This is a genomic window from Streptomyces deserti (assembly GCF_054782695.1).
On sequence record NZ_BAAGRZ010000001.1, the window covers coordinates 732,418 to 758,325 of the forward strand.

Here is a 25,908-nt window from a genome sequence, read left to right on the forward strand (position 1 = left end):
CGCGGCCGATCGCGCCAGTGCCGCGGCAGCTCAGCTCGGGAGGAGCTGCACACCCCGTGAGACGGCCACGGTGCCGTCTCAGTGCTCGAGGTCGGCCAGCACGTCATCGAGTACCGTCTCCTCCTCGATGCGCACACCGAGTTCGGTGAGGGCCGCGGGCAGGTCCGGGTCCCACGCGGCGGTGGTCGGCGTGCCGGTCAGAGGCGGGGCCAGGGGGGTGGCGGCGACGGCGGCGCGGTAGTCGGCGGCCGTGTAGCGCCAGGGGTGCCAGGGGACGCGTCGCAGCAGGGCGGAGGCGATGCGCAGACCGCCCCAGTCGAAGTCGCCGTGATAGCGCAGCGTGGTTCCCCGGGCGTGCAGGTGGCGCAGCAGGGTGAGGGCGGCGGCCGAGGGCTGGCCCTGGAGGCAGACCAGCGGCGGGCAGGCGGCGCCCAGGGTGTCGGCCGCGGTGGCCAGGACGGCCGGGTTCTCGCAGACGCGGACGACAGGGGGTGCCGTGCGCGGCGGGTGCCGGGTGAGCTGCCGTAGCGTCAGGACCGCGGGTTCGCCCTCGTCAGCCGCCCAGTCGAGGGCGGGGGTGCCGCGCAGGCCCAGGGTCAGGACCGTGGCGGACAGGGCGTCCTTGAGGAGCCCGGCTGCGGCCCAGGCCTCGCGGCGCCACTCGGCTCCGCTGCCGTCCGGGAAGCCGGTCAGCGTGCGGACGCCGGACAGGACGAGGGTGGCGAGCGGGGTGCCGTCGTCGAGGGCGTGGGCGTCGCCGACCGTGGCGGCGGCGAAGGCGGGCAGGGAGACGGCCGGGTCCGCGGGCAGCCTGCGCAGGACCTCGGCGGTGTCGCCCAGCAGTCTGTTCGCCTGGTGCGGGGTGCGGGCGAGGCGGCGTACGAGGCCGTCGCGGCGCAACCGATCGGCCCAGTCGGCCAGTTGGGGCCGACTGGTGCGGATCAGGGTCTCAAGGGGTTCGTACGCGTCGCGCCAGGCCTGCTCCTCCCGCTCGCGGACGTCGGCGACCCGGGCGACGGGTCCGGTGAGGGCGGTGACGGCGGCGCCCAGGCCACCGGGGCTGACGCCGGAGCGGCGCAGGACGGCGTCCACCGCGTCGAGGCGCACGCTGAGCGAGCGTCCGGCGCCGGGGCCACGGCCCAGCAGCCGTTCGACGGCGGCGCGCTGCGCGGGGGTGGGGTCGGTCAGGGTGACCGGGTTGGTCAGGGGCTCCTCCCGTGCCATGCGGCGGCGTACGCGGTCGACCAGCCAGGCCAGATCAGGACCGCCGAGCAGGCGGACCAGGCGGTCGCGGTCGACGGGCGCCGGGGGCCGCCCGTCGTTCACGGCCACAGGGCGTCCTCGTGCTCCGAGGCGGAGGCGGTGGCCTGCGCCGGGAGGGACACGAGCGCATGGCCCGGTTCCGTACCCCGCATCCGTTCGGCCCCGTCCCATTCCCATCGGGTCACCAGGACCGCCGGAATCTCGTCGACGCGGGAGAGCTGGGCGATGGCGATGCCGGGAACCTGCGGGTAGCAGGCCCATTCGCGTTCGCTGGTCATCACCACGTCGAGGTCGAAGGCGTGCAGCAGGCCCAGGCACTTGGCGCGGGAGTCGTCGTCCACGCCGGCGAACGCCTCGTCCAGGGTGACCAGGCGCGGGGCGTGCGGGGCGGCCGTGGCGTAGTGCGAGGAGGCCGCCGCGAACAGCGGGACACTCACGGCCAGGACGCGTTCGCCGCCGGAGGCGGGCCCGGTGGCCGGGACCCACTTGCCGTGCTGGTGGCGTTCGATGCCGAACTCGTGCCAGGCGCGGTAGTCGAGGGCCGCGGTAAGCACCTCCAGCCAGCTGCCCGCGGTGTCGTCGGCCTGCCTGCGGGCGATCTCGGCCTGCAGGAACTCGCCGACCGCGGCCCGGTCCCCGGGCGTCCAGGCGTCGGCGGACTGGCGCAGCCGCTCGCGGGCCTGGGCGAGCCCGGCCGGGGCCTTGCGCGAGGGTCGCCAGACCAGGCGCAGCCTCATGCCGGTGGAGGTGGGCCGCTCCTCGAGCTCGTCGTTCATGGCCCGCACCTGACGCTCAGCGGCGCCGATCAGCTCCTGCAGGGTGCCGGCGACCTCGGTGAGGAGGTGCGTTTCGAGGACCTCGCGTTCGTGCGCGGACAGGATGCGGGTCAGCTCGGCGACTTCCGCGGCGAGGGCCTCGGCGAGCTCGGGGACGGCCCGCTGACGGCCCTGGTAGACGATCTCGACGACCATGCCCTCCTCGGCCATCCGGGCCGAGGCGCTGTGGCCGCCGCGGGAGAGGGCGTCCTGGAGCTTCTTGTACTCCTCGCTGAGCCGCTTCTGCACCCGCTCCCAGGCTCCGTCGGAATCGTCGGTGCCGGACAATTCGGCCTCGACGGAGCGGGCGAGGGCGACGGCCGGGGTGGCTGCCCACGGCCCGGCGTCGAGCGGGGGTACGGCGGCCTCGGGCAGGGCGACGGACAGCAGACCGGTGGCCGCGAACCGCTGGAGGGCGGCGATGGCCTCGGCGCGGGCCGCGGTCGCCTCACGGACGTCCACCTCCAGGCGTTCGGTGTGGCCCTGAGCGAGGTGGGCGCGCCGGTCGGCGGCCGTGTGGTCCTCGCGGGCCCGCCGCTGGCCGGCCTCGCAGGCCGCCAGCGCGTCGGCGGTCTCGGCGAGGCGCCGCTGAAGCTCCGCCACGGCGGTGCCGACGGTGGAGCGCAACGTGGCGTGGCGTGTGTCGGCGGCGGCGGCGAGCCGGGCCGAGTCCTCGCTGCGCAGGGACAGTTCGGCCACTCGGGCGCCGGCCCGCTCGGTCTCGGTCCGCTGGTCGGCCAGGGCGCGCGCCGCGTCGGCGCGCTCACGCAGTTCGGGCCACAGCGCGGCGAGGACGGCACCGTAGTCGGCCAAAGCCTGGCGGACGACGGCCAGGCCGCCCCGGTCCGCAGGAAGGTCGACCGCCGCCGCGGTCTCGGCGAGTTCGGTGGCGGCCTCGGCTTCCTGCCGGGACACGGCCGCCAGTTCGGCCGCGTGTCCGTCGCGGCGGGCACGGGCCCGGTGGGCGGCATCGGCAGCGGCGGCGGCGAGCGCGTGCGCGTGCCGCAGGGCCGCGTCGTCGGGAAGGGCGGCCAGCTCGGTATCGAGGGTGCTGCGGCGCCGGTCCACGTCGGCGCGCTCGGCGTCGAACCGGTCCATCTCGCCGGCCAAGGCACCGAGTTCGTCACGCAGGGCAGCGATCCGGGCCCGGCGCGCCTCCTCCCGCGCGCCCTCGCCGACGTACCCGGCCGCCGGTTTCGACCAGCTGCCGGTCAGCGCGCCGACGCCGAAACGGCCGTCGGCCGCCACCCAGGTGTCACCCGGGCCGCCGGAGCCGAGGCCCACGGCCGCCAGCAGGCGGGAGACGGTGTCCTCGCCCACTGCCAGGGCCCGGGCGTCGCCGTGGTCGACGGCCACGCGGAGCACGTCGGCGAGAGTCGGCCCGCTCAAGGGAGCACCCGGCGACAGCAGAACGTCGTGCCCGTCCGCGTGCACAGCGGTGCCGTCCGGATACACCCAGGCGTCCAGCAGACCCGAGGCCTCCAACGCGGCCTCCAGGCCCGCCCGTTCACCGGCCGGCACATGCTCGCGGAAGTCGACCAGCCGCCACAGCGGCGCCCCGGGCGCCTGGTCGCGGACGCCGGGCGTACGGGTGTGCGGTGCCGTGGGGCCGCGCTGGCCGCCCGCGTCCAGCTCGGCCAGTTCCCTCTCGGCCTCGGCGGACCGGGCCCGGAGCCCGGCGAGTTCCTGCCCGAGGGCCGCCGTCCGGTCGGCCAGCTGTGCCGCCCGTTCGCGATGGGTGTGAGCCGCGTATGCCCGTGCGGAGTATTGCCCCTGACAGTGCGTCACCCAGTCCTGGAGCTCGTCCAGCAGCCCGGCGGAGTCGGCGACGGCCAGTTCCCGGCAGGCGTCCAGATGCGCGCGGACGCGGGCCACGAGGTCCCGGCCCGCCTCGGCGGCCAGCCGCTCGGCCTCGGCCTGTCGCCCCACGGTGTGGCCGACCTCGGTCTCGGCCTCGTCCAGGCGGCGGACGGCGGCCCGCCGTTCGGCGGCGGCCTCGTCGGCGCGGGCCGCCAGCTCCTCCACGTGCTCGACGGTGCGGCGCCTGCGCGCCACGGACTCCTCGGCCGCACGCCGCAGTTGGCTCTCCGGTACGCCGTCGGTGCGCAGCTCGCCGTCGAGCCGGGCCGCGGCTGCCGCCTCCCGCTCGCGGGTGAGCGTGTCGGCGACCCGCTGCTCGGCCGCGTCGAGGCGTCGCCGCGCCGTCTCCAGACGGCCGAGCGCCCGGGTGTGCGCCTGGGCCGCCTCGTCCCGGTCGGCCTGGGCGCGGGCCAGCTCTCCGGCGGTGCGGCGGGCGTCGGCCGCCGCCTGCTCCAGCTCCCGGGCGCTGCGCATCTCGGGGCCCTCGCGCAGGGCCGCCTCCCGCGCCTTCAGACGGGTGGCGGTCTCCTCCAGCTCGGCGATCCGCTCGGCGGCCGCTGCCCGGTCCCGTTCGGCGTCCTCCCGCTGGGCACGGGCCTGGGCCAGGTCGCGGTGCAGTTGCTCGTAGCGGGCGTGCTCGCTGCGGGGCAGCCGGGACCGGCGCCGCGTCGCGACGCGGGCGTAACGGCGGTAGTGGTCCAGGAACGCGGAGGCGGCCCGCTCTGCCTCGGCGGCGGCCCGCAGCTCCTCCTTCTCCTCGTCCAGGGACCGGAACGCCTCGGCCACGTCCGCGACCACCGCCTGGTCCATCGGCGGCAGCGCCTCGGTCAGCGCCCGGGACAGCGCGGCCTCGTTGGGCCGTTTCGACAGCTGCGGCTGGCGCAACTGGATCAGCAGGTCGACCAGGGCGGCGTAGCGCCGCTCGCCGAGTCCGAACAGCGCCTCGTCGACCGCCCTGCGGTACGCCGTGGCCGTGTCGTACACCATCCCGCGTCCGGCGATCGAGTCCGCGAGCCGGTCCCGGGACAGCGCGGTGCCGGTGGCGTCCAGCAAGCTCAGCTCCTCGCCGATGCGCTGGTCGGTGACCGCGTACCAGTGACGGGCGATGCCCCGGCCCGCCACCGCCTTCAGCCCGCAGGCGAGCGTGCGGAAGCGGGCCTGCCCGGTGTCGACGTCGACGCGGCCGAACTCGATCCAGGTGTAGCCGAGCCGTTCGGGGTGCGGATGCTCCCCGCCGAGCAGCAGATTCCACTCCATGCGCTTGTTCGGGTCGGCGTCCGGCTCCACGCGGCGCGCGGACAGGTCACCGTCCAGCAGGAACGGGAGCGTGAGGGCGAGGACCTTGGACTTGCCGGTGCCGTTGTTGCCGCGCAGCAGCAGCCGTCCGTCGCGGAACCAGAACTCCTCGGTGTCGTAGTAGAAGAGGTCGACCAGGCCGATGCGCAGCGGTCGCCAGCGGCCGGGAGCGGGCTGGGGCAGGGCGGTCACGGCTGTGGTGCCTTTCGTCGAGAGGTGCGGGGACCGCGGACTCCCGGTTCCACGACGACGGTCTCGCCGACCGCGTACCGGGCGAGCGCGGGCAGCGGAGCCACGCCCTGGGGCGTGCGGGTGACCAGGGCGAGGGCGGTCAGCTTGACCAGAGCCTGCTCCACCAGCTCCCCTTCCGCGCCGGGCTGCTTGGCGCTCTTGGACCAGAACCCGCCGTGCTCGACGGCCAGTTCCCGCACCCGGCGCTCCAGCTCCTGAACGCTCACCTCGCAACCCGCCGCCGCGAGGTGCTCGGCGAGCAGGAGGGTGACGTGCCCATGGGTGCCCTGTTCGGGCATCCGTACGTCGGTGAGGTCGTCCTGGGGGTCGACCATGGCGATGCCCTCGGCGCGTACCTCCGCCACCAGGCCGGTCAGTTCGCTGACGCGGGCGGTGAGGAAGGCGCGCTGGCGGGTCAGGTAGGCGAGCTCCTCGTCGCTCAGCTCGTCGTAGTACAGCACCGGGTCGTCGAGGAGAAGGCGGGTGAGCTTCTGGCGGATCGCCCGGAACCGCAGCTCGTCGCTGTCCAGCGCGCTCTCCGCGGTGAGCCGGTCCAGCCGCTCCTCGAAGCCGTCGGCCGTGATCGTGGAGGGGCCGTGACGGGCGGCGAGCAGTCCGGCCAGGACGCGGCGTTGGACGTAGTAGAGCACATCGCCCGTCCCGCTGACGTAGGCGTCCTCGTCCCCGGCGACCCGCCGCAGCACGCCGTGGCGCAGCAGCAGCCGTACGACGGCGGCGAGGTCCAGTCGCTCGTCGCGCCGCTCCAGCGTGAACGCGACCCCTGCCGCGGCCAGTTGCGGGTCGGCGGCCTCCAGCACCACCTGTTCGGCGAGACGGCCGAGCGCGATCTGTGCCTCCCCGCGCTCCAGTACGGCGAGCGCCAGGCACAGCAGCACATAGCGGCGGCGGGTGAACGGCGCACCGGCGCGGGACGCCTCGCGGGCCGGGTGGGTGGCGTCGGCGAGGGTGCCAGGTGCCTTGCGCAACCGGGCGACCTCCGCGTCCACGCGCAGCGACCAGCCGGTGTTGCGCTCGAACCAGTCACGCAGCTCGCCGGCGTACTGCCTGACCAGGCGGTACGCGTCGGCGTCCGGGCCGTGCGCGAGCAGCAGCGGCTCCTTGAGCAGGGCGCGTGCGGCTTTCTGGAACTCGGCGGTGCGCCGGCCGTCCAGTACCTCACCCAGGGGTGTGGTCATCGCGCCTCCCGTGCGGGGCTGCCCGTGGTCAGATCGGTGATCTCGACGAGGTGGTCGGGGCCGCGGAACACCCCGCCCGGCGTGCGGATCTCGGCCGTCGAACCGTCCGTGAGCGCGGTGAGCCGGATCTCCATCGTGCCGTCGTTGCTGGTGGTGACGGTCGTCGTCATGCCGGGCCGCCAGGTGGCCAGGGCGTCGCCGAGCAGCCGCAGGAACAGGCCGAAGGCCATGGGATCGAGCTCTCGCAGCGCGGACAGCCGGGTGGTGCCGTCCGTCGCGAGCCGGGCGCGGGCGGCGGCGGTCTCCTCCGCCTGCTTGGCGGCGATCTCCGCCAGCTGCCGCCGCTGTTCGGAGCGGTCCTGCACCCTGCGGGGTTTGCCGCGCCGCTCGTAGCTGCCGGTGCGGCGCAGCTGCGGGCTGATCCGCAGCGGCTCGGCCTCGGCCCACGGAGTGGACGTGGCCACCGGGCGGGCCGCGCGGTCGGCGAGGGTGTCGGCGTCGACGGTGAGATGCCGGGCGGGGTACAGACCGAACGCGGCGCGCCACAGCCGGTGCCGCGCCTCGGCGTCGGGGGCCTCGGCGAACCAGCGGGCCAGCGTGCGGAAGTCCGCCGACCGGTCCGAACGCCCGGCTCGCCGCTCGTTCAACTGCCGTACGACGGCGAGGAGCTGCCCAATGGCCCCGAGGGCGCGACCGCGCAGCAGCCGGGCCTGGGCCTCGCGGCCGTCGGCGGACACGAACCAGGCGGACAGGCCCGCCCACTTCGCCGCCCACCGCGCGTACGCCCGCGCCTCGGCGCTCTCGGTCTCGTCCGGGGCGGCGTCGGCCGCCTCCCGCGCCGCCGCCAGCCGCAGCAGCACGCCGAGGCGTCCCTGCTCCTGCAGCTCGCCGATGAGCCGGGCGATCCGCCCGCCGAGGGTGATCAGGTCCTGGATGAACCGCTCCAGGTACTGGATCAGCCGGTCCTTGTAGGCGAGGAACACCTCGACCTCGACACCGTGCAGGTCGATGGTGCGCTGCAGCGACCCCATGAAGGCCCGCGCGTTCTCCGCCAGCGCCTCGAACCTGCTCGTCAGCGTGGACAGCGCCAGGTGGGCCTTGGCCGGATCCGGTTCGTCCTCGGCGGCGATCAGCAGCAGGGCGCGCAGCTGCGTGACGATGTCGTGCAGCGCCACCGCCTGCAGCGCGCCGCGCCGCCCCAGCGCCTCGTCGTACACGGACAGCGCCTGTTCTGCGGCCTCGCCGGCCTGGGTGAGCTGGTAGATGAAGCGTCTGCGGTAGAAGTCCTCGACCGCGGTGACCCGGGAGGTGTCCGGATCCGCCCGCAGATTGCCCCACCCGACGAGACTGTCCAGCGCCTTGACAACGGCGTCCGGGGCGGCGGGGCGGTGCTCCGACGGCAGCGCGGCGTGGACGTCCTCGGGCCGCAGATGCACCGCGAACCGCTCCTTTGCCGTCAGGAACGCCCTCATCACGTCGCGGTAGAGGGCGCTGTTGGGTGCGGTGAGGTGCGCGAAGGGCGCGTATGCGGGGTTGCCGGACGGCTCGGTACGTCCGGAGGACTCGGCGGGCTCGGTGCGGTCGGGCTCGGCGGGCTGCGGCGTCATCGTCCCGGCATTGTCCCTGAGGCAGGCGCCGCATTGAAACCACGGCCCGACCTTTACGGAGAGCGATCGGGGTCTCTGCGGGTCGTTACCGCCGCCACCGGAGAACCCCGATGTAGCAACATGGAGAACGCCCCAGATCCTCGCCGCGGCGGCACGCGGTGAGATCGTCACCGACGCATCTTCCGCCCACTGACCGGCCATCCGGCCTTTCGTCTTCTGCCCGACGATGTGAAGCGGCTCATCAGGCACGCGACCGCCAAGCAGGAGCACCGCACTGCGGGTCCCGTCCACCTGCCGGCCGCCGCTGCCGTGGAAGCGCGGGCACCGGGCCCGCGCTCCTTCACCTGATTCTGGCGAGGATGCCCCGGCGTTCACGCCGGAGAGGAATCGCCTGTCGTCATGGCGACGCGGAGCGTCGCCGCATCGCTCGCTTCGGGGCGCGCAGTGTCCTTGCTGCCGACGCCCGAGCAGGCGTCGGCCCTCGATGCGACCCTGCGCGCCTGCAACCGCGCCGCGACCTACGCCTCGCAGGTTGCCTTCGCCAAGAGCCTGAAGGACCGCAATAGTTTGCAGAAGGAGGTGTACACGGACCTGAAGGCGACGTTCGGGCTGTCGGCGCAGCCGGTGGTGCGGACGGTGAAAAAGGTCGTCGACGCCTACGCCACCCTCAAAGCCAACCTGCAGGCGGGGAACCTCGGCCCGCCCACCTCCAAGCGGCATCGCAAGGCGGTCAGTACGCCGATCGTCTTCCGGCCGAATGCGGCCCAGCCGTTCGACGACCGCTGCGTGTCCTGGCAGTACGATGCACGCACGGTGTCGATCTGGACGGTAGACGGGCGGTTGAAGGGCATCCGGTTCGACTCCTCGCCCGACCAGCTCAAGACGCTCGTGACCTACCGCAAGGGCGAGAGCGACCTCGTGCAGCGCGGTGGGAAAATGGTTCCTGATCGCCACCTGCGAGATCCCTGAGCCGGACGCGTATGAACCGGTGGACTGGATCGGAGTCGACCGGGGCATCGTGAACCTGGCCACCACCTCCGACGGCACCAACTACCAGGGCCGCCATCTGGGCCGTTACCGGCGCTTGCAGGCCCGAAAACGGGCTGAACTCCAGGCCAAGAACACCCGCTCGGCCACGCGCCGTCTCTCCCGCCGCGCACAGAGGGAGAAACGCCATGCCACGCATGTGAACCACCGGATCAGCAAGGAGATCGTGTCCGTCGCGCAACGCACCGGTCGCGGCATCGCCGTCGAGGCACTCGGCGGGATCCGGGATCGGGTACGGCTACGCCGCGACCAGCGGGGCACCCTCTCCTCCTGGCCCTTCCACCAGCTCGGCCAGCACCTCGCCTACAAAGCCAAGCAGGCAGGGGTGCCGTTTTTGGAGGTGGACGCGCGCCATACCTCGCAGCGCTGTCCGCGCTGCGGGCACACCGAGCGGGCCAACCGGTCCGACCGGGACCATTTCCACTGTCGCCGGTGCGGCCTCGCTGGGCCGGCCGATGTCGTCGCCGGGGTCAACGTGCGCGACCGCGCACGCTCGGCGTGGGTGTTTGTCACCGCACCCGCACCCTCCCCCTGACAGCTGCCAGGGGGAGGGTGGATGCGACCCGTGACCGTCCTGTCGTAGGGGACAGTCGGGAGCGCGACGAGGCGTGAACGGATCGGGCGTACAAGCTCGGCCGTTCACGGCCGAGAAGGTGACAGCCCGTACCGGTCGAGGATGCTCATCAGCTTGCGCCGGCGTTTCAGTTCTGCCCGCAGGCCGGCGAGATGGTCGCTGAACGCCTCCTGCGTCCCCAGCGCGCGATGGCACTCACGGGCGCCCAGCAGCAGTCGCGCCAGGTGCTCGTAGGCACGGTCGCCGGTCGGCTCCTTCAGCCGCTCGACCAGCCTCAGGTAGACCGCGAGCGCCTCGGCCGGGTGCGTCTCGCGCGACAGGTCGGCGAGGCGTTCCCACTGCCGGTCGTCGGCGAGGCCAGCGGCCTCGCACCAGGCCGCGTCCACATCACCGTCATCGAGCAGCGCGTCGATCAGCACGGGACCGCCATACCGGCCGCCGCGCTCACGGCGGGCGTCCTCCCTCAGGACCGCCAGCGCGGCCACACGCTCGGCCTCCCAGCACTGCGCCGCCTGAGCGGCAGAGCGCAGCTGCTGGTAGGCGGCCAGAGACCGCTCGGCATGGAACCGGTCCCGGCGCACTCCGGCCACGTCCGCCGACCGCCCCTCCTTCGCATAACGGGCACACACGTAGTCGACCAGACGGCCATCGATATACGTCTCGGCGGCACAGTCCCGAATTCCGCGCTCCGCCCACGTGAGCGCCTCGTCCGCGCGGCCCGCCGATTCGAGTTCCTCGGCGATGCGCAGGTGCGTGGCACCTGACGGGTCGAGGTCCTGCGCGTACAGGGCGACCAGCGCATCCACGTCGCCCTCCGCCTTGACCAGACGCTCCATCAGGTATCGCTCCGCCCACCCGGACGGCCTGCGCCGCCGCGCCTCGGCCGCCAGCTGCCGCAGGCGGGCAAGCCCGCTCGGTCCCAGCACCTCGGCGTAGTCGAGCGGGTCCAGATCCGTCACCCCGCTGCCGTTGTCGAGGACCTGGCCGACCAGCCACTCGGCCAGCCGCTCCGGATCGGGGCGCGCTGCTCCGCACGCCTCCCGATGGGCCTCGACCACCGTGTCAGCGGCCTGCCCGACCACCCCGTCGGAGTCGTCGATCTCCTCGTACGCCTCCCCCAGCACCCGGATCGCCTCCTCGGCCAGACCGACCGCCTGCGCCGCCTGCCCGCCGGCGGTCAGGGCGCCCAGAGCGGCCGCCGCCTCTGCCACCTGCTGCGCATACCCAGGGGCATCGGCGTACTCGACGTACCCGTACCGGGCAAAAGGCCGCGGATCGATCAGCGCCAGGATCCGCTCCCGGACGGTACCGAGGTCGGAACGAGCAGCGGCGGCCCGCAGCTCCAGGCGCCGTCGCAGCCCGCGGTCCTCGGCGATCTGCTCCCGCACCAGCGCCAGGAGTTCGTCCCGGGTCAGCGCCGTGAGCCACGCCTCCAGGCCGGAGGCCCGTGCCCGTGCGGCGGCCCGCTGACGCGGGATCGTCCTCGCCCGCCGGAGCACGGTCAGCCCCACCGCCACACAGTGCTTACAGAAGTTGCCCTCCTGGCCGTACGGGCAGTCACACCACCCCGAGAGCCCGTCGTCCCCGCCCAGGGTGAGCTCCACCTCGTAGACATCCGTACCCTGCACCACGGCCGTGACCGAGCCGTCCCCCACCTCCAGCCCGCTCACCGCGTCCAGATACCCCAGCCCCCGCTCGAAGGACCGAGCCCCGGCCAGCGCCCGCAGTTCGTCCTCGCCGAACCCCACGACTTTCCGTGCCACACCGGTATTCAACCGCGGATCGGCAGCTCTCGGAGGCCCGACGGCCCCCGCCGTCCACGCGCACGCGCCCGCATGCGGGGGCGGCCACCATCGACTAACGACGTGGTGTACGACAGGAAGGCGTGCTGGCGTCCCGCGACCACGCGGCTGCCCGAGGCCGTGTCCCGTGGGATAGGTAGGTTTTGGCACCGTCTAACTCAGGGGATGCTTGATGCCTGACCGCCGCAGAGTTCTGTTCGTGACCGATCTCGCCTACCAAGCCCGGGGGCGGCGCTACTGCGACGAGGACATCTTCCTGACCTCCCGACTGCGCAACGACTTCGACATCGCCCTGTGCCACCCGCTGGATGCCGCCGCGCTGATGGATGCCTTCGACGTGGTGGTGGTCCGTAACAGCGGGCCCGTGCTGCATTACCAGAAGGAGTACGACGCCTTCCGGAAGAAGGCCACGGCCCGCGGCACCCGGATCTACAATCCGCTGTCCGGCCGAGGCGACATGGCCGGCAAGCAGTACCTGCTGGACCTGACCACTGCCGGATACCCGGTCATCCTCACCATCGACCGGCCCGAGAACCTGCACCTGCTGCCCGAGGTCGGCCAGTACGCGGTCAAGCCGAAAGCGGGCGCGGACTCCATCGGCCTGGCCTTCGTGCCCCGAGAGCAGCTGGGCGACCTCGCCTACGGCGACATCCTGGTCCAGCCGCGCATCGACTTCCGCTACGAGGTGTCCTTCTACTACGTCGACGACGCCTTCCAGTACGCCCTTCACGCCCCCGACCCCGAGCGGCGCTGGGTCCTTGAGCCCTACGAGCCCACCGACGCCGACCTGGCCTTCGCCCGGCGCTTCATCAACTGGAACACCCTCGACCACGGCATCCAGCGCGTGGACGCGTGCCGCACCCGGGAAGGCGAGCTGCTCCTCGTTGAGCTGGAGGACCTCAACCCGTACCTGTCCCTGGACCTGGTCTCCGGCCGGACCCGTGACTCCTTCGTGGCGAGCATGACGGCATCCCTCCACCGTTTCCTGGACGCCCAGCCCCGCAACTGAGGCGGCATACGGGCCCTGAAGAGTGCTTCGCTCAAGCTGCGGTGGCATGCGCTCAAGGTTCGATGTCAGAGAAGTGCCTGGCCGGAACGCAGAGTGAGCCGTACGAGTTGGGGAGATTGTGACGTCTGCCCTGGCCCGTACGGCTCTCTCGCATCGTATCTGCACTGGCATCTCTCGGCGTCGACTCGGTGCGTTCATCGCGGAGTTGGCGCCGGGATGGACGGCGCGGGAGAACTCGCGGCTGCGGGAACGCCGAGGTCACGAGCGTCTGCGGGCCGAAGGCGGCGGGCCAGACCATCAACTGGTCTTCACCGATCGGGTGATCGCGACCCTGGTGATCCTGCGATTCCAGCTCCCGCACGCCGTCCTGGCCCTCTCTACGGAGCCGACCGCTCCACCGTCACCCGGACCGTCCACGAGATCCGCCGCCCGCTGCTGGCGGCCCGTGGTTTCGCGGTGCCCGGCGAGGCCGGAGTACGCCTGCACACGCTGGCCGATGTCTTCGCCTACGCCGCCACGCGGGGTGTTGAACTGCGCCTGGACGGCACCGAGGTGCGGGTGCGGCGCCCGAAGGCGGGCAGACCGGGACGGCGCGCGTTCGTCTCCGGCAAAATGCGGCAGAACACCAAGAAGACCACCGTCATCACCGACGAACGGGGCCGCACGTTGTGGGCGGGTGCGATCCGCCCTGGCCGGATGCATGATCAGACGGCGGTGAAGACCGAGGGCATCGAGGACCTCTTCGAGCAGTACCCGTCAAAGCCAAGGTCGATGCCGGATACCGGGGCCTGGCCACACGGTTTCCCGACCAGTCCAGGCCCCGCCGAAGAAGCCCGGCAAGGACACGCGGCCCGGGGAGATCGCGACGCGGGAAGACGCGCGCAAGCAGCAGTCCTCCGAGCGGATCTGCGTCGAGCACGCCAACGCCGAGCACAAGCAGTGGCGCCCGCTCCAGCGGTATGTCGGACGCCGCGAGTACTACGACGAGATCCACCTGGCGATCGCCGGCCTGGTCTCCGACCGCACCGCCGAGCGGTGATCAACCACCAGCCAACCCGCCAGGCCAGCACGACCCGACCTCAGTCGTGCACGTCGCCGTTATAGAGGGTGGCGGAGCGCATGCGTACCGCCCAGGACGCTCCGGCCCAGGCACCCAGCAGGCTGCCGGCCAGCCCGAGGTCAGAGGCCGACAGACGTGATCCTGCCTCCGGAGATCAGGCTCGTGCGTCTCGCTGCTGCACTTCCTTGAGGACTCCGGCCACCGTCGCGAAGTCATTGTCCACGTGGAGGACGGTGTGCCCATGGTGTACAGCTGTCGCACACACCAACAGGTCGATCGCTCCCGCCGCCCGATGCTGGCCCCTCTGGGTCAGTTTGTACTGGGCGGTGTCGACCCACCGCCAGGCGTTCTTCGGAACCGGGGAGAGCAGACAGAGCGCGTCCAGTTCCTCGGCCATCTCATCTCGATGAGACGGGCTGGTCGCCGAGTAGAGGAATTCGGCACGTGTCGGCTCGCAGAGGTGGAACACCCCGGCGGCGATGTGTCCCTCCCAGGGGCGCAGCGCACCTGGGGTACGGAACAGATGCCACAGAGCCGAGGCGTCCACCAGATACGTGATCACTCGAAGGCCTCGCGCCGCGCACGCTTCTCGGCTTCATGCGCCGCTGCGGCCTGCTCGAACTCGCCGCGCTCACCTCGCGCGGCCAGCTTCTCCGCGGCCTCGAGCCTCTTGATCCGCGCCACGTAGTCCCGAAGCGCCGCGTTGACGGTCTCCTTCTTCGTCGTGGCACCCATGAGCCGCATGGCCTCGGCCAGCGCCTCGTCATCGAGATCAATCTGAGTGACGGACACCGGGGACACCTCCAACATACGCAATGTATGCATCCAAGATACATCGCCAACATGCATACGACCACCGATCACAAAAGACCGCTCAAGGGAGGCGCGCAGGATGCCGAGGCGTTTCCGTTCGGACTGCTTCCCGACGCAGGACGGATCAGCGGGGCCTGCTGCACCCCGACACGAATCACCCCATGGGACCTATGACCGACTTGACCGTAATCGGCGTTTCGAATCTGTCCTGCCGATCATGAAAACACGTATCGAGAAGCTCTACGAGCGTCCTTCAGCTCGGTGCCCATCTCGCATAGTTGCTGGTCAGATCGATTCTTCTCGCATAGCGAGTGGTGGGGCGGGTGGGACTCGAACCCACGGCCGACGGATTATGAGTCCGCTGCTCTAACCGGCTGAGCTACCGCCCCATAGCGGCGTGTCGCGTACATGTGTGCGCGCCGTCTGCCGCAGCATAGCCGCTCATACGATCTCCTGCTTCGGATGGTCGGCTCTGCCACGGCCTTCGTGGCCATGAGGACTGCGCTGCGCCGCGCGCGGTTCCCGGGACACGGGGACGGACATGAAAAAGGACCCCTGCGGGGTCCTCGTTCAGCATGCTCCCCCGACTGGACTCGAACCAGTAACCTGCCGGTTAACAGCCGGCTGCTCTGCCAATTGAGCTACGGAGGACCGAGCTCCCCCGACTGGACTCGAACCAGTAACCTGCCGGTTAACAGCCGGCTGCTCTGCCAATTGAGCTACGGAGGAATGCCTCGTTGCATCGAACGCACCTACCTGGGTATTCGCCAGGGGGCGCGCGCTCGCTGCGACACATACATTAGCGCAAGCAGGGGGGTGCTCCGCCAATCGGTACTCCCCGGCGCCGACGCCGTACCGGAGACCTACGCAAGGGAAGGGTGGCCGCCATGCGTTACCGGCTCACGTTCGTCGCCGGACTCGCTCTGGGTTACGTGCTGGGCACACGCGCCGGGCGCGAGCGCTACGAGCAGCTGATGAAGTCAGCCCGGCAGATCGCGCAGAACCCAGCCGTCCGCAACACCGCGGAGACAGCGGCGCAGCAGGGCCGCGAGTTCGCGGGCAAGGCGTACCACGTGGTCAGCGACAAGGTCGGGGACCGGGTGCCCGACTCGGTGGCCCAGCGGGTGCGGACCCTGCGGGAACGCGCCGCGCACGGCGGCGGTGAGGACGACTGGGGCACCAGCAACACCTAGACGCCGTCGACATTCCGGTATCGAGGGCCCTGGGACCGTGGTCCCGGGGCCTCGGTGCGTTCGCGCGCGGCGCGCTCACCCCTGGAGGTGCGGCAGAATTTTGACCATGGGGATAGTCGCCGGGTTGGACAGTTCGCCCGATTTCACTCGCATCGTCGTCTGCGACACGGACACGGGGGCCGTGCTGAGGCAGGGGTATGCGCCGCATCCGGTGGAGAGCCCCGACGGAGGCCGGCCCTCCGACGTCGATCCGCAGGCCTGGTTGCTGTCCCTCGGTGAAGCCGCCGGCGGCGGGCTGCTGGAGGGGGTGCAGGCGATCGGCGTGTCCGCGCAGCAGAACGCGGTCGTGCCGCTGGACGCGCAGGGGGGCACCGTGCGGCCGGCGATGGTCGGCGGCGACAAGCGCACCCAGGTCGCGGCGGCCGATCTGATCGACGCGCTGGGCGGGCGTGAGGCGTGGGCGCAGGCGGTGGGGTGTGTGCCGCAGGTCGCCCAGCCGGTGACCAAGCTGCGCTGGCTGGCCAGGACCGAGCCGGACAACGCCCGGCGTACGGCCGTCCTGATGCAGGCGCACGACTGGCTGGTGTGGCAGTTGCTCGGGCGGCCGGTCAGGAGGACGACGGATCGCGGCGGGGCGTCGGGCACCGGGTACTGGTCGGCGGCGACCGGCGCCTACCGGTCCGACCTGGTCGAGCTGGCGCTCGGGCACCCGGCCATGGTGCCGGAGGTGATCGGCCCCGCGGACGCGGCCGGGACGACGCCGGAGGGGCTGCTGATCTCCGCCGGGACCGGGGAGACGATGGCGGCGGCGTTCGGGCTGGGCATCGGGCTGGGCGACGCGGTGGTGTCGCTGGGCGCGTCCGGGTCCGTGATGGCCGTACACCCCGAGGCGCTGGTCGACGGGTCCGGGATGATCACCGCGCTCGCCGACGCGACGGGCATGCACCTGCCGGTCGTGACCACCCTGAACGCGGTACGGACGCTGCGCGGGGCCGCCGAGCTGCTCGGGCTGCCGGATCTGGAGAGCCTGTCGGATCTGGCGATGAAGTCGACGCCGGGGGCGCACGGGCTGGTGCTGCTGCCCTATCTGGAGGGTGAGCGGACCCCGCATCTGCCGCATACGGCGGGGACCCTGGCGGGGCTGCGGCGTGAGTCGATGAAGCCGGAGCATCTGGCGCGGGCCGCGTTCGAGGGCATGCTGTGCGGCCTCGCGGACGCGCTCGACGTGCTGCGCGGCCGGGGTGTGGAGGTGCGGCGGATCTTCCTGCTGGGGCCGGCCGCCGAGCTGCCCGCCGTGCAGGCGGCGGCGCCCTCGCTGTTCGGGACGCAGGTCGTCGTGCCGCAGCCCGCGGACTACGCGGCGATCGGTGCGGCCCGGCAGGCGGCCTGGGCGCTCGGGGTGTCGCAGGGGACGCTGGACCCGCGCAACCCGCCGGCCTGGCAGGGTGCGGCGGCGCAGGTGCTGGAGCCGGGCGAGGATCTGGCGGTGGGTCAGGCGGTGCGGCAGCAGTTCGTGTCGGTGCGGGAGCAGACCCATCCAGGGGCGTTTCGGGTATAACGCCGTACCCGGAAGGCCGTAGAAGCACCGCTGTCGGCTTAATCGGTTGAGGTAACACCGGTGGAGTGTTCGACGATAGGGGCCAAGGGCAACCAGTCGCCCCCTCTCCGACCCTCGCCGACCCCACCGACTCCGAGAGAAGCAGCGTGCTCATACGACTCCTGCGGACCCACCTCAGGCCCTACCGAAAACCCATCGCCCTGCTCGTGCTGCTGCAGTTCGTGCAGACCTGCGCCACGCTCTACCTGCCCACGCTGAACGCGGACATCATCGACAAGGGTGTCGTCGAGGGTGACACCGGTTACATCCTCGCCTTCGGCGCCCTGATGATCGGCGTCTCGCTGGCGCAGGTGGTGTGCAACATCGGTGCCGTGTACTACGGCGCCAAGACCGCCTCGGCGCTGGGCCGGGACGTGCGGGCCGCCGTGTTCGACCGGGTGCAGTCGTTCTCCGCGCGTGAGGTCGGTCACTTCGGCGCGCCCTCGCTGATCACCCGTACGACGAACGACGTCCAGCAGGTGCAGATGCTGGCCCTGATGACGTTCACGCTGATGGTGTCGGCGCCCATCATGTGCGTGGGCGGGATCGTGATGGCGCTCGGCCTGGACGTGCCGCTGTCCGGGGTGCTGGTCGCGGTGGTGCCGGTGCTGGGCATCTGCGTGACGCTGATCGTGCGGCGGCTGCGGCCGCTGTTCCGGACCATGCAGGAGCGGCTGGACACGGTGAACCGGGTGCTGCGGGAGCAGATCACCGGCAACCGGGTCATCCGCGCCTTCGTCCGGGAGGAGTACGAGCAGCAGCGGTTCCGGAAGGCCAACGCCGACCTGACCGACGTGGCGATGGGCACCGGGAATCTGCTCGCGCTGATGTTCCCGGTGGTCATGACGGTGGTGAACCTGTCGTCGATCGCGGTGGTGTGGTTCGGTGCGCACCGCATCGACAGCGGCGGGATGCAGATCGGCGACCTGACGGCCTTTCTCGCCTATCTCATGCAGATCGTCATGTCCGTGATGATGGCCACCTTCATGTTCATGATGGTGCCGCGCGCGGAGGTGTGCGCCGAGCGCATCCAGGAGGTGCTGGACACGTCGTCGAGCGTGGTTCCGCCGACGGCCCCCGTGCGCGAGCTGCGCCGGCACGGGCATCTGGAGATCCGTGGCGCCGGATTCCGTTACCCGGGTGCCGAGGAGCCGGTGCTGAAGGCCATCGATCTCGTGGCCCGGCCCGGTGAGACGACCGCCGTGATCGGCTCGACGGGCAGCGGCAAGTCCACGCTGCTGGGGCTGGTCCCCCGGCTGTTCGACGCGACCGACGGGGAGGTGCTCGTCGACGGGGTGGACGTACGGACCATCGACCCGCGGCTGCTGGCGAGGACGGTCGGGCTGGTGCCGCAGAAGCCGTATCTGTTCGCGGGGACGGTGGCGACCAATCTGCGGTACGGCAATCCGGGCGCGACCGACGAGGAGCTGTGGCACGCGCTGGAGGTGGCGCAGGCCAAGGAGTTCGTGTCGCGGCTCGAAGGCGGGCTCGACGCGCCGATCGCGCAGGGCGGGACGAACGTCTCCGGTGGTCAGCGGCAGCGGCTGGCCATCGCCCGCACGCTGGTGCAGCGGCCGGAGATCTACCTCTTCGACGACTCCTTCTCCGCGCTCGACTACGCCACGGACGCGGCCCTGCGTGCCGCCCTGTCGCGGGAGACCGCCGAGGCGACCGTCGTGATCGTCGCCCAGCGGGTGGCGACCATCCGGGACGCCGACCGGATCGTGGTCCTGGACGAGGGCCGGGTCGTCGGCACCGGCCGGCACCACGAGCTGATGGCGGACAACGAGACCTACCGGGAGATCGTGCTCTCCCAGCTGACGGAAGCGGAGGCCGCCTGATGGCCGGGCCGATGGGGCGGATGATGGCCGGGGGCGGCCCCGATCAGCGCTCGATGGACTTCAAGGGGTCGGGCAAACGACTGGTCGCCCGGTTCCGGCCGGAGCGGCTGACCATCTACGGGCTGCTGTTCTGCGTGGTCCTGAGCGTCGCGCTCAACGTCGTCGGGCCGAAGATCCTCGGCCGGGCCACCGACCTGGTCTTCGCGGGGCTCGTCGGGCGGGAGATGCCGGACGGGGCGAGCAAGGAACAGGTCCTGGACTCCATGCGGCAGCGCGGCGAGGGTGATGTCGCCGACATGCTCCGCGGTACGGACTTCACGCCCGGCAAGGGCATCGACTTCACCGCCGTCGGGAACGTCCTGCTGCTGGCGCTCGCCGTGTTCGCGGTCGCCGGGCTGCTGATGGCGGTGGCCACACGCCTGGTGAACCGGGCCGTGAACCGGACCATGTACCGGATGCGCGAGGACGTGCAGACGAAGCTGTCGCGGCTGCCGCTGTCGTACTTCGACAAGCGGCAGCGCGGTGAGGTCCTCTCGCGCGCGACCAACGACATCGACAACATCGGGCAGACGCTCCAGCAGTCGATGGGCCAGCTCATCAACTCGGTGCTGACCATCATCGGCGTGCTCGCCATGATGTTCTACGTCTCCTGGATCCTGGCGCTGGTGGCGCTGGTGACCGTGCCGCTGTCGTTCGTCGTCGCCACACGCGTCGGCAAGCTGTCGCAGCCGCACTTCGTGCAGCAGTGGCGGACGACCGGCAAGCTCAACGCGCACATCGAGGAGATGTACACCGGGCACGCGCTGGTGAAGGTGTTCGGGCGGCAGGAGGAGTCGGCCCGTCAGTTCGCCGAGGAGAACGACGCGCTGTACGAGGCCGGGTTCAAGGCGCAGTTCAACAGCGGCGTCATGCAGCCGCTGATGTTCTTCGTGTCGAACATCAACTATGTGCTGGTGGCGGTCGTGGGCGGTCTGCGGGTCGCGTCCGGTTCCCTGTCCATCGGTGACGTGCAGGCCTTCATCCAGTACTCGCGGCAGTTCTCGATGCCGCTGACGCAGGTGGCGTCGATGGCGAACCTCGTGCAGTCCGGGGTCGCCTCGGCCGAGCGGGTCTTCGAGCTGCTGGACGCGGAGGAGCAGGAGGCGGATCCCGTGCCGGGGGTGCGGCCGGAGCAGTTGCGCGGGCGGGTGGCGCTGGAGCACGTGTCGTTCCGGTACGACCCCGACAAGCCGCTCATCGAGGACCTGTCGCTGACGGTGGAGCCGGGCCAGACGGTCGCGATCGTCGGGCCGACGGGCGCGGGCAAGACGACCCTCGTCAATCTGCTCATGCGGTTCTACGAGGTCACCGGCGGGCGCACCACCCTCGACGGTGTCGACATCGCGCGCATGTCCCGCGACGAACTGCGCGCCGGAATCGGCATGGTGTTGCAGGACACCTGGCTGTTCGGCGGCACGATCGCCGAGAACATCGCGTACGGGGCCGCGCGGGAGGTCACCCGCGGGGAGATCGAGGAGGCGGCGCGGGCCGCGCACGCGGACCGGTTCATCCGGACGCTGCCCGACGGGTACGACACGGTGATCGACGACGAGGGCACGGGGGTCAGCGCGGGTGAGAAGCAGCTCATCACCATCGCGCGGGCGTTCCTGTCCGACCCGGTGATCCTGGTGCTGGACGAGGCGACGAGCTCCGTCGACACCCGCACCGAGGTGCTGATCCAGAAGGCGATGGCCAAACTCGCGCACGGGCGTACGGCGTTCGTCATCGCGCACCGGCTGTCGACGATCCGGGACGCGGACACGATCCTGGTGATGGAGAACGGGGCGATCGTCGAACAGGGCGCGCACGAGGAGCTGCTGGCGGCCGACGGGGCGTACGCGCGGCTGTACAAGGCGCAGTTCGCGCAGGCGGTCGCGGAGGTCGACTAGGTCTGCGGGGGCCGCCGGCCGGCGGCCCCCTTCCGTCCGGGCAGCCGTCAGTCCAGGTAGCCGCGCAACTGGTCGGCGAACGCGTGGTCCCTCAGCTTGTTCAGGGTCTTCGACTCGATCTGCCGTATGCGTTCGCGGGTGACGCCGAAGATGCGGCCGATCTCCTCCAGCGTGCGGGGGCGGCCGTCCACCAGGCCGTAGCGGAGCTGGACCACCTTGCGCTCCCGCTCCCCCAGCGTCGACAGGACCGCCTCCAGGTGCTCCTTGAGCAGGAGGAACGCGGCCGACTCGACCGGGCTCGCCGCGTCGCCGTCCTCGATCAGGTCGCCGAGGGCGACGTCGTCCTCCTCGCCCACCGGGGCGTGCAGCGACACCGGCTCCTGGGCCAGCCGCAGGACCTCGCTGACCCGTTCCGGCGGCAGGTCCAGATGGGCGGCGACCTCCTCGGACGTCGGCTCGTGTCCGCGTTCCTGCAGCATGCGGCGCTGGACGCGGACGACGCGGTTGATGAGTTCGACGACGTGCACGGGGACGCGGATGGTGCGGGCCTGGTCGGCCAGGGCGCGGGACATGGCCTGGCGGATCCACCAGGTCGCGTACGTCGAGAACTTGTAGCCGCGGGCGTAGTCGAACTTCTCCACGGCCCGGATGAGGCCGAGGTTGCCCTCCTGGACGAGGTCGAGCATGGTCAGCCCGCGGCCGACGTACCGCTTCGCCACGGACACCACCAGCCGCAGGTTCGCCTCGATCAGGCGGCGCTTGGCCATCCGGCCCATGACGACGAGCCGGTCCAGGTCGAGGGCGAGTTCGCTGTCCAGGTCGGGGGTGTTGAGGAGCTTCTCCTCGGCGAACAGGCCGGCCTCGACGCGGCGGGCGAGTTCGACCTCCTCCGCCGCGGTGAGCAGCGGGATACGGCCGATCTCGCGCAGGTACTGGCGGAACAGGTCCGAGGAGGGGCCGCCGGTCTCGGCGCGGGCGGGCGGCGCCTCGACGGGGTCGGCGGGCTCGGTGACCTCCAGCGCCTCGGCCGCGGGTTCGCCGGCCTCGGGCGGGTCGACGGGCTCCGTCTCGGGGTGGTGCACGACACGGCTCTGCGCGGGAACCGCGACGAGAACGTCGGTCTCCGCGTCCTGCTCCGTGGCGTCCGTACTGATGTCTGTCTGAACGAGGGTCTGGGTCTGCACGGGGGCGACCTCCAGGATGATCGCTGCAGAGGTGTACGGCAGCGGTACTTCGGGGGCGGAGTCGGCGGCCTCGCCGCTGTCCGTCCCGTACGCGATGAGCGGAACCGCGGGGGTCTGGGACCCGTCGGGGACGGATCGGCCGCGCTCCGAGGACTCAGGCACCGGAACCCAGTGTGGGGTAAGACACATCACCGCCACGAGGGGCGTGCGATGACTTTTTGCGTCCGGTCCGTGACCGGGCGATTACCCTCGCCGGACGAGTGCGCAGCCCTCCGGGGGTGAAACAGGTTGAACGGCGAACCTCGGGAGATCAGAGCGCGGCGGCGCCGTGCTCCCGCAACGCCTGGTCGTACTGCTGGAGAACCCACAGCTCGTTCTGTACGGCGGCCAGCTGGGCCGGGTCGCCGTTCGGGCCGAGGCGGGTGAGCTGGCTCTGGATGTCGCGGACGCGGCGCTCGACGGCACGGCGGCGGACGGTGACCAACTGGTCGCCCGCGTAGGCCTCGTCGACCTCCCGGCGCAGCATGATCGCCTCGACCGCGAGCTCGGTGACCATGGCGCGGACCGCGTCGTCGGGGGCGGCCTCGCGGACCCGGACCAGGTACTCCTGCGGGTCCTGCACGCCGTACTCCGCGCCGCCCGCGTCCAGGATGGCCTGGCGTACGGCCGCGTAGGGCGGGGCGGTGAACTCGTCGACGCCGTACGCGTCGAAGGCCGGAGAGACCAACTCCGGGCGTTGCAGGGCGAGTTTGAGCAGCTCGCGCTCGGTGGCGTAGACGGGGTTGCGCAGGTTGAGCGCCGGGCCGCGGGCGGCTGCCTGGGCGGGGGCGGCGTACTGCTGGGAGCCGTGTCGGTGCTGGGCCGGGGCGGGGCCCTTGCCGCCGCGGTCGCGGGCCCAACGGGCCAGCTGCGCCACCCGCTTGACCACGAACTGCGTGTCGAGGATGCCGAGCATGCCGGCGAGCTCGACGGCGACCTCGTGCTGGGCGCCGCTGTTCTTGATGCGGGCGACGATCGGGGCGGCCTCGTCGAGGGCGGCGGCCCGGCCGGCCGGGGTGTCGAGGTCGTAGCGGCTCACGATCTGGCGGAGCGCGAACTCGAAGAGGGGGGTGCGCGGTTCGACCAGGTCGGCGACCGCCTCGTCGCCCTTGGCCAGGCGCAGCTCGCAGGGGTCCATGCCGTCGGGGGCGATGGCGATGTACGTCTCGGCGGCGAACTTCTGGTCGTCCTCGAAGGCGCGCAGGGCCGCCTTCTGGCCGGCGGCGTCCCCGTCGAAGGTGAAGATGACGCGCGCCGAGCCGTTGTCCATCAGCAGGCGGCGCAGGATCTTGATGTGGTCGCCGCCGAAGGCCGTGCCGCAGGTGGCGATGGCCGTGGTCACCCCGGCGAGGTGGCAGGCCATGACGTCCGTGTAGCCCTCGACCACCACCGCGCGGGACGTCTTCGCGATCTCCTTCTTCGCCAGGTCGATGCCGTACAGGACCTGGGACTTCCGGTAGATCGCCGTGTCGGGGGTGTTGAGGTACTTGGGGCCGTTGTCCGCCTCGTACAGCTTGCGGGCGCCGAAGCCGACGACGTCGCCGCCGATGTCGCGGATCGGCCACATCAGGCGGCCCCGGAAGCGGTCGATGGGGCCGCGGCGGCCCTCCTGGGCGAGGCCCGAGAGGAGCAGCTCCTTGTCGCTGAAGCCCTTGCCGCGCAGATAGCGGGTGAGGTGGTCCCAGCCCTGGGGGCTGTAGCCGACGCCGAAGTGGACGGCGGCGGCCTGGTCGAAGCCGCGCTCGGCGAGGAAGACACGGCCGGTCTCGGCCTCGGGGCTGGTGGCGAGCTGCTCCGCGTACCACTCGGCGGCGATCTTGTGGGCCTCGACCAGGCGGATGCGTTCGCCGCGCTGGTGGGCGGGGTTGTACCCGCCCTCCTCGTAGCGCAGGGTGATGCCCGCCTGGGCGGCGAGGCGCTCGACCGCCTCCGAGAAGGAGAGGTGGTCGATCTTCATCACGAACGTGATGGTGTCGCCGCCCTCCTGGCAGCCGAAGCAGTGGAAGAGACCCTTGCTGGGGCTGACCTGGAAGGACGGTGACTTCTCGTCGTGGAACGGACAGAGGCCCTTGAGGTTGCCGCCGCCCGCGTTGCGTAGCTGGAGGTACTCGGACACCACGGCGTCGATCGGGACCGCGTCCCGTACCGCCTTCACGTCCTCGTCGTTGATCCGTCCTGCCACGCGTGAATTCTACGGGGGCGGACTGACAGCGGTGACGGTCAGGGAACCAGGCTGTCCAGCGGAACGTGCGGGTCTGCCAGTGCCTCCGTGTTCACGTGTGCCCTCGACCGGATCAGCTGCTGGATGGGGTCTGTGACGTCCCACACGTTCACGTTCATCCCGGCCAGCACACGTCCCTCCTTCACCCAGAACGCGATGAACTCCCGCTTCCCGGCGTCCCCGCGGATCACCACGTGGTCGTAGGTTCCCGGGGGCGCCGAGCCGGAGTACTCCATGCCGAGGTCGTACTGGTCGGTGAAGAAATAGGGCAGGCGGTCGTATGTCACCTCGTGGCCGAGCATGGCGCGGGCCGCCGCCGGGCCGCCGTGCAGCGCGTTGGCCCAGTGCTCCACCCGGAAGCGGGCCTCGAAGAGGGCGTGCGGGAAGGAGACGATGTCGCCGGCCGCGTAGATGTCGGGGTCGGAGGTGCGCAGCCGCTCGTCGACGACGACACCGCCGCCGTACGCGGGGCCGGCGATCTCCAGGCCCGCCGACTCCGCCAGGGCGGTGCGGGGCGCGGCGCCGATGGCGGCCAGGACGGCGTGCGCGGGGTGCTCCTCGCCGTCGTCCGTGCGGGCCGCGAGGACCATGCCGTCCTGCCCGACGATCTCGGTGAGCCGCGCGCCGAAGTGGAAGCGGACGCCGTGTTCGCGGTGCAGCTCGGCGAAGAGCTGGCCGAGTTCGGGGCCGAGGACCGAGTGCAGCGGGGTCGGTCCCCGGTGGACCACGGTGACCTCCGCGCCGTACTCGCGGGCCGCCGCCGCGACCTCCAGGCCGATCCAGCCGGCGCCGGCGATCACCAGGTGGCCGTTGTCGCGGCCGAGGGTGGTCAGGACCTGCTTGAGGCGTTCGGCGTGGGCGAGCCGGCGCAGGTGGTGGACGCCCGCGAGGCCGGTGCCGGGGATGTCCAGGCGGCGGGGTTCGGAGCCGGTCGCCAACAGCAGCTTGTCGTAGCGGACCACGGTGCCGTCCTCGCCGAAGCGGACCGTCTTCGCGGCGCGGTCGATCGCGTCGACGGTCTGGCCGAGGTGGAGTTCGATGTCGTGCTGCGCGTACCAGGCGGGCTCGTGCACGAAGACGCTGTCGCGTTCCTCCTTGCCGAGCAGGTAGCCCTTGGACAGCGGCGGACGCTCGTAGGGGTGGTCGCGCTCGTCGCAGATCAGTATCACGCGGCCGGTGAAGCCCTCCGCCCGGAGCGTCTCGGCCGCCTTCGCGCCGGCCAGGCCGCCTCCGACGATGACGAATGTCTGATCCGCGTCGACCACTTGTTGCCTCCTCGTCAGGGTGCCGCCACTTGCGAGCGTCCCGCACGGAGCGTGATGCGGGAAGAGG

17 protein-coding genes, 3 tRNA genes and 1 pseudogene are annotated in these 25,908 nt (G+C 71.7%); 8 read left to right on the plus strand and 13 right to left on the minus strand.

The features are described from left to right. Positions 1 to 78: 78 nt before the first annotated feature. From ACYVMZ_RS03330 to ACYVMZ_RS03345, 4 genes are read right to left on the minus strand one after another with little or no spacing between them, the layout of a single operon-like run. Positions 79 to 1,332 (minus strand): TIGR02679 family protein, encoded by a 1,254-nt coding sequence (locus ACYVMZ_RS03330; protein WP_461075209.1) that lies wholly within the window; start codon positions 1,330 to 1,332, stop codon positions 79 to 81. Further along, on the minus strand, positions 1,323 to 5,426 hold the full coding sequence (locus ACYVMZ_RS03335; RefSeq protein WP_461075211.1) for a TIGR02680 family protein: 4,104 nt from the start codon (positions 5,424 to 5,426) through the stop codon (positions 1,323 to 1,325). The genes ACYVMZ_RS03330 and ACYVMZ_RS03335 overlap by 10 nt, the downstream gene beginning before the upstream one ends. After that, complete coding sequence (locus tag ACYVMZ_RS03340) at positions 5,423 to 6,661, minus strand: TIGR02678 family protein (RefSeq protein WP_461075213.1); 1,239 nt, start codon at positions 6,659 to 6,661, stop codon at positions 5,423 to 5,425. Before ACYVMZ_RS03340 ends, ACYVMZ_RS03335 begins: the two co-directional genes overlap by 4 nt. After that, the gene (locus ACYVMZ_RS03345) at positions 6,658 to 8,268 is read right to left on the minus strand and encodes a TIGR02677 family protein (RefSeq protein WP_461075215.1); all 1,611 of its coding nucleotides are present in this window, start codon (positions 8,266 to 8,268) and stop codon (positions 6,658 to 6,660) included. Before ACYVMZ_RS03345 ends, ACYVMZ_RS03340 begins: the two co-directional genes overlap by 4 nt. Positions 8,269 to 8,667: 399 nt before the next feature. Here ACYVMZ_RS03345 and ACYVMZ_RS03350 point away from each other — a divergent pair, with 399 nt between their 5' ends. Both ACYVMZ_RS03350 and ACYVMZ_RS03355 read left to right on the plus strand, forming a co-directional pair. Then, positions 8,668 to 9,237, plus strand: a complete 570-nt coding sequence (locus ACYVMZ_RS03350) for a hypothetical protein (RefSeq protein ID WP_461075217.1) — start codon at positions 8,668 to 8,670, stop codon at positions 9,235 to 9,237. Then, positions 9,197 to 9,850: an RNA-guided endonuclease InsQ/TnpB family protein gene (locus ACYVMZ_RS03355; protein ID WP_461075219.1), complete on the plus strand. Its 654-nt coding sequence runs from the start codon at positions 9,197 to 9,199 to the stop codon at positions 9,848 to 9,850. The genes ACYVMZ_RS03350 and ACYVMZ_RS03355 overlap by 41 nt, the downstream gene beginning before the upstream one ends. A gap of 104 nt (positions 9,851 to 9,954) precedes the next feature. Here ACYVMZ_RS03355 and ACYVMZ_RS03360 read toward each other — a convergent pair whose 3' ends face one another. Continuing rightward, positions 9,955 to 11,652 (minus strand): SWIM zinc finger family protein, encoded by a 1,698-nt coding sequence (locus tag ACYVMZ_RS03360; RefSeq protein WP_461075221.1) that lies wholly within the window; start codon positions 11,650 to 11,652, stop codon positions 9,955 to 9,957. Positions 11,653 to 11,863: 211 nt separating this feature from the next. Between ACYVMZ_RS03360 and ACYVMZ_RS03365 the strand changes: the two genes are divergently transcribed. Both ACYVMZ_RS03365 and ACYVMZ_RS03370 read left to right on the plus strand, forming a co-directional pair. After that, positions 11,864 to 12,700, plus strand: coding sequence for an ATP-grasp domain-containing protein (locus tag ACYVMZ_RS03365; RefSeq protein ID WP_461075223.1), 837 nt, complete (start codon positions 11,864 to 11,866; stop codon positions 12,698 to 12,700). A gap of 118 nt (positions 12,701 to 12,818) precedes the next feature. Continuing rightward, positions 12,819 to 13,739, plus strand: a pseudogene (locus ACYVMZ_RS03370) (transposase). A 175-nt stretch (positions 13,740 to 13,914) separates the two neighbouring features. On the opposite strand, the gene ACYVMZ_RS03375 reads toward ACYVMZ_RS03370, so the two are convergent. The 5 genes from ACYVMZ_RS03375 to ACYVMZ_RS03395 all read right to left on the minus strand — a co-directional run bounded on the left by ACYVMZ_RS03375 (position 13,915) and on the right by ACYVMZ_RS03395 (position 15,302). Then, a complete protein-coding gene (locus ACYVMZ_RS03375) occupies positions 13,915 to 14,322 on the minus strand; it encodes a PIN domain-containing protein (protein WP_461075225.1) in 408 nt (135 codons plus the stop codon). After that, entirely contained in the window at positions 14,319 to 14,552 is a 234-nt protein-coding gene (locus ACYVMZ_RS03380; RefSeq protein ID WP_031111806.1) for a type II toxin-antitoxin system VapB family antitoxin, read from the minus strand. Before ACYVMZ_RS03380 ends, ACYVMZ_RS03375 begins: the two co-directional genes overlap by 4 nt. Before the next feature lie 333 nt (positions 14,553 to 14,885). Further along, positions 14,886 to 14,962 (minus strand) — tRNA-Ile (locus ACYVMZ_RS03385). Between the two features lie 189 nt (positions 14,963 to 15,151). After that, positions 15,152 to 15,224: transfer RNA gene (locus tag ACYVMZ_RS03390), tRNA-Asn, on the minus strand. Between the two features lie 5 nt (positions 15,225 to 15,229). Continuing rightward, positions 15,230 to 15,302, minus strand: a tRNA-Asn gene (locus ACYVMZ_RS03395). A gap of 158 nt (positions 15,303 to 15,460) precedes the next feature. On the opposite strand from ACYVMZ_RS03395, the gene ACYVMZ_RS03400 reads away from it, so the two are divergent. From ACYVMZ_RS03400 to ACYVMZ_RS03415, 4 genes are all read left to right on the plus strand, one after another. Continuing rightward, on the plus strand, positions 15,461 to 15,766 hold the full coding sequence (locus ACYVMZ_RS03400; RefSeq protein ID WP_461075227.1) for a YtxH domain-containing protein: 306 nt from the start codon (positions 15,461 to 15,463) through the stop codon (positions 15,764 to 15,766). A 106-nt stretch (positions 15,767 to 15,872) separates the two neighbouring features. Then, positions 15,873 to 17,324 (plus strand): xylulokinase, encoded by a 1,452-nt coding sequence (locus ACYVMZ_RS03405; protein ID WP_461075229.1) that lies wholly within the window; start codon positions 15,873 to 15,875, stop codon positions 17,322 to 17,324. Positions 17,325 to 17,470: 146 nt separating this feature from the next. Beyond that, complete coding sequence (locus tag ACYVMZ_RS03410) at positions 17,471 to 19,204, plus strand: ABC transporter ATP-binding protein (RefSeq protein ID WP_461075231.1); 1,734 nt, start codon at positions 17,471 to 17,473, stop codon at positions 19,202 to 19,204. Continuing rightward, the gene (locus ACYVMZ_RS03415) at positions 19,204 to 21,132 is read left to right on the plus strand and encodes an ABC transporter ATP-binding protein (protein ID WP_461075233.1); all 1,929 of its coding nucleotides are present in this window, start codon (positions 19,204 to 19,206) and stop codon (positions 21,130 to 21,132) included. The genes ACYVMZ_RS03410 and ACYVMZ_RS03415 overlap by 1 nt, the downstream gene beginning before the upstream one ends. A 47-nt stretch (positions 21,133 to 21,179) precedes the next feature. On the opposite strand, the gene ACYVMZ_RS03420 is transcribed toward ACYVMZ_RS03415, so the two are convergent. From ACYVMZ_RS03420 to ACYVMZ_RS03430, 3 genes are all read right to left on the minus strand, one after another. After that, a complete protein-coding gene (locus ACYVMZ_RS03420) occupies positions 21,180 to 22,478 on the minus strand; it encodes an RNA polymerase sigma factor (RefSeq protein ID WP_461075235.1) in 1,299 nt (432 codons plus the stop codon). Positions 22,479 to 22,626: 148 nt separating this feature from the next. After that, positions 22,627 to 24,537, minus strand: a complete 1,911-nt coding sequence (gene dnaG / locus ACYVMZ_RS03425; RefSeq protein WP_461075237.1) for a DNA primase — start codon at positions 24,535 to 24,537, stop codon at positions 22,627 to 22,629. Positions 24,538 to 24,575: 38 nt separating this feature from the next. Continuing rightward, the gene (locus ACYVMZ_RS03430) at positions 24,576 to 25,841 is read right to left on the minus strand and encodes an NAD(P)/FAD-dependent oxidoreductase (RefSeq protein ID WP_461075239.1); all 1,266 of its coding nucleotides are present in this window, start codon (positions 25,839 to 25,841) and stop codon (positions 24,576 to 24,578) included. Positions 25,842 to 25,908: the final 67 nt, after the last annotated feature.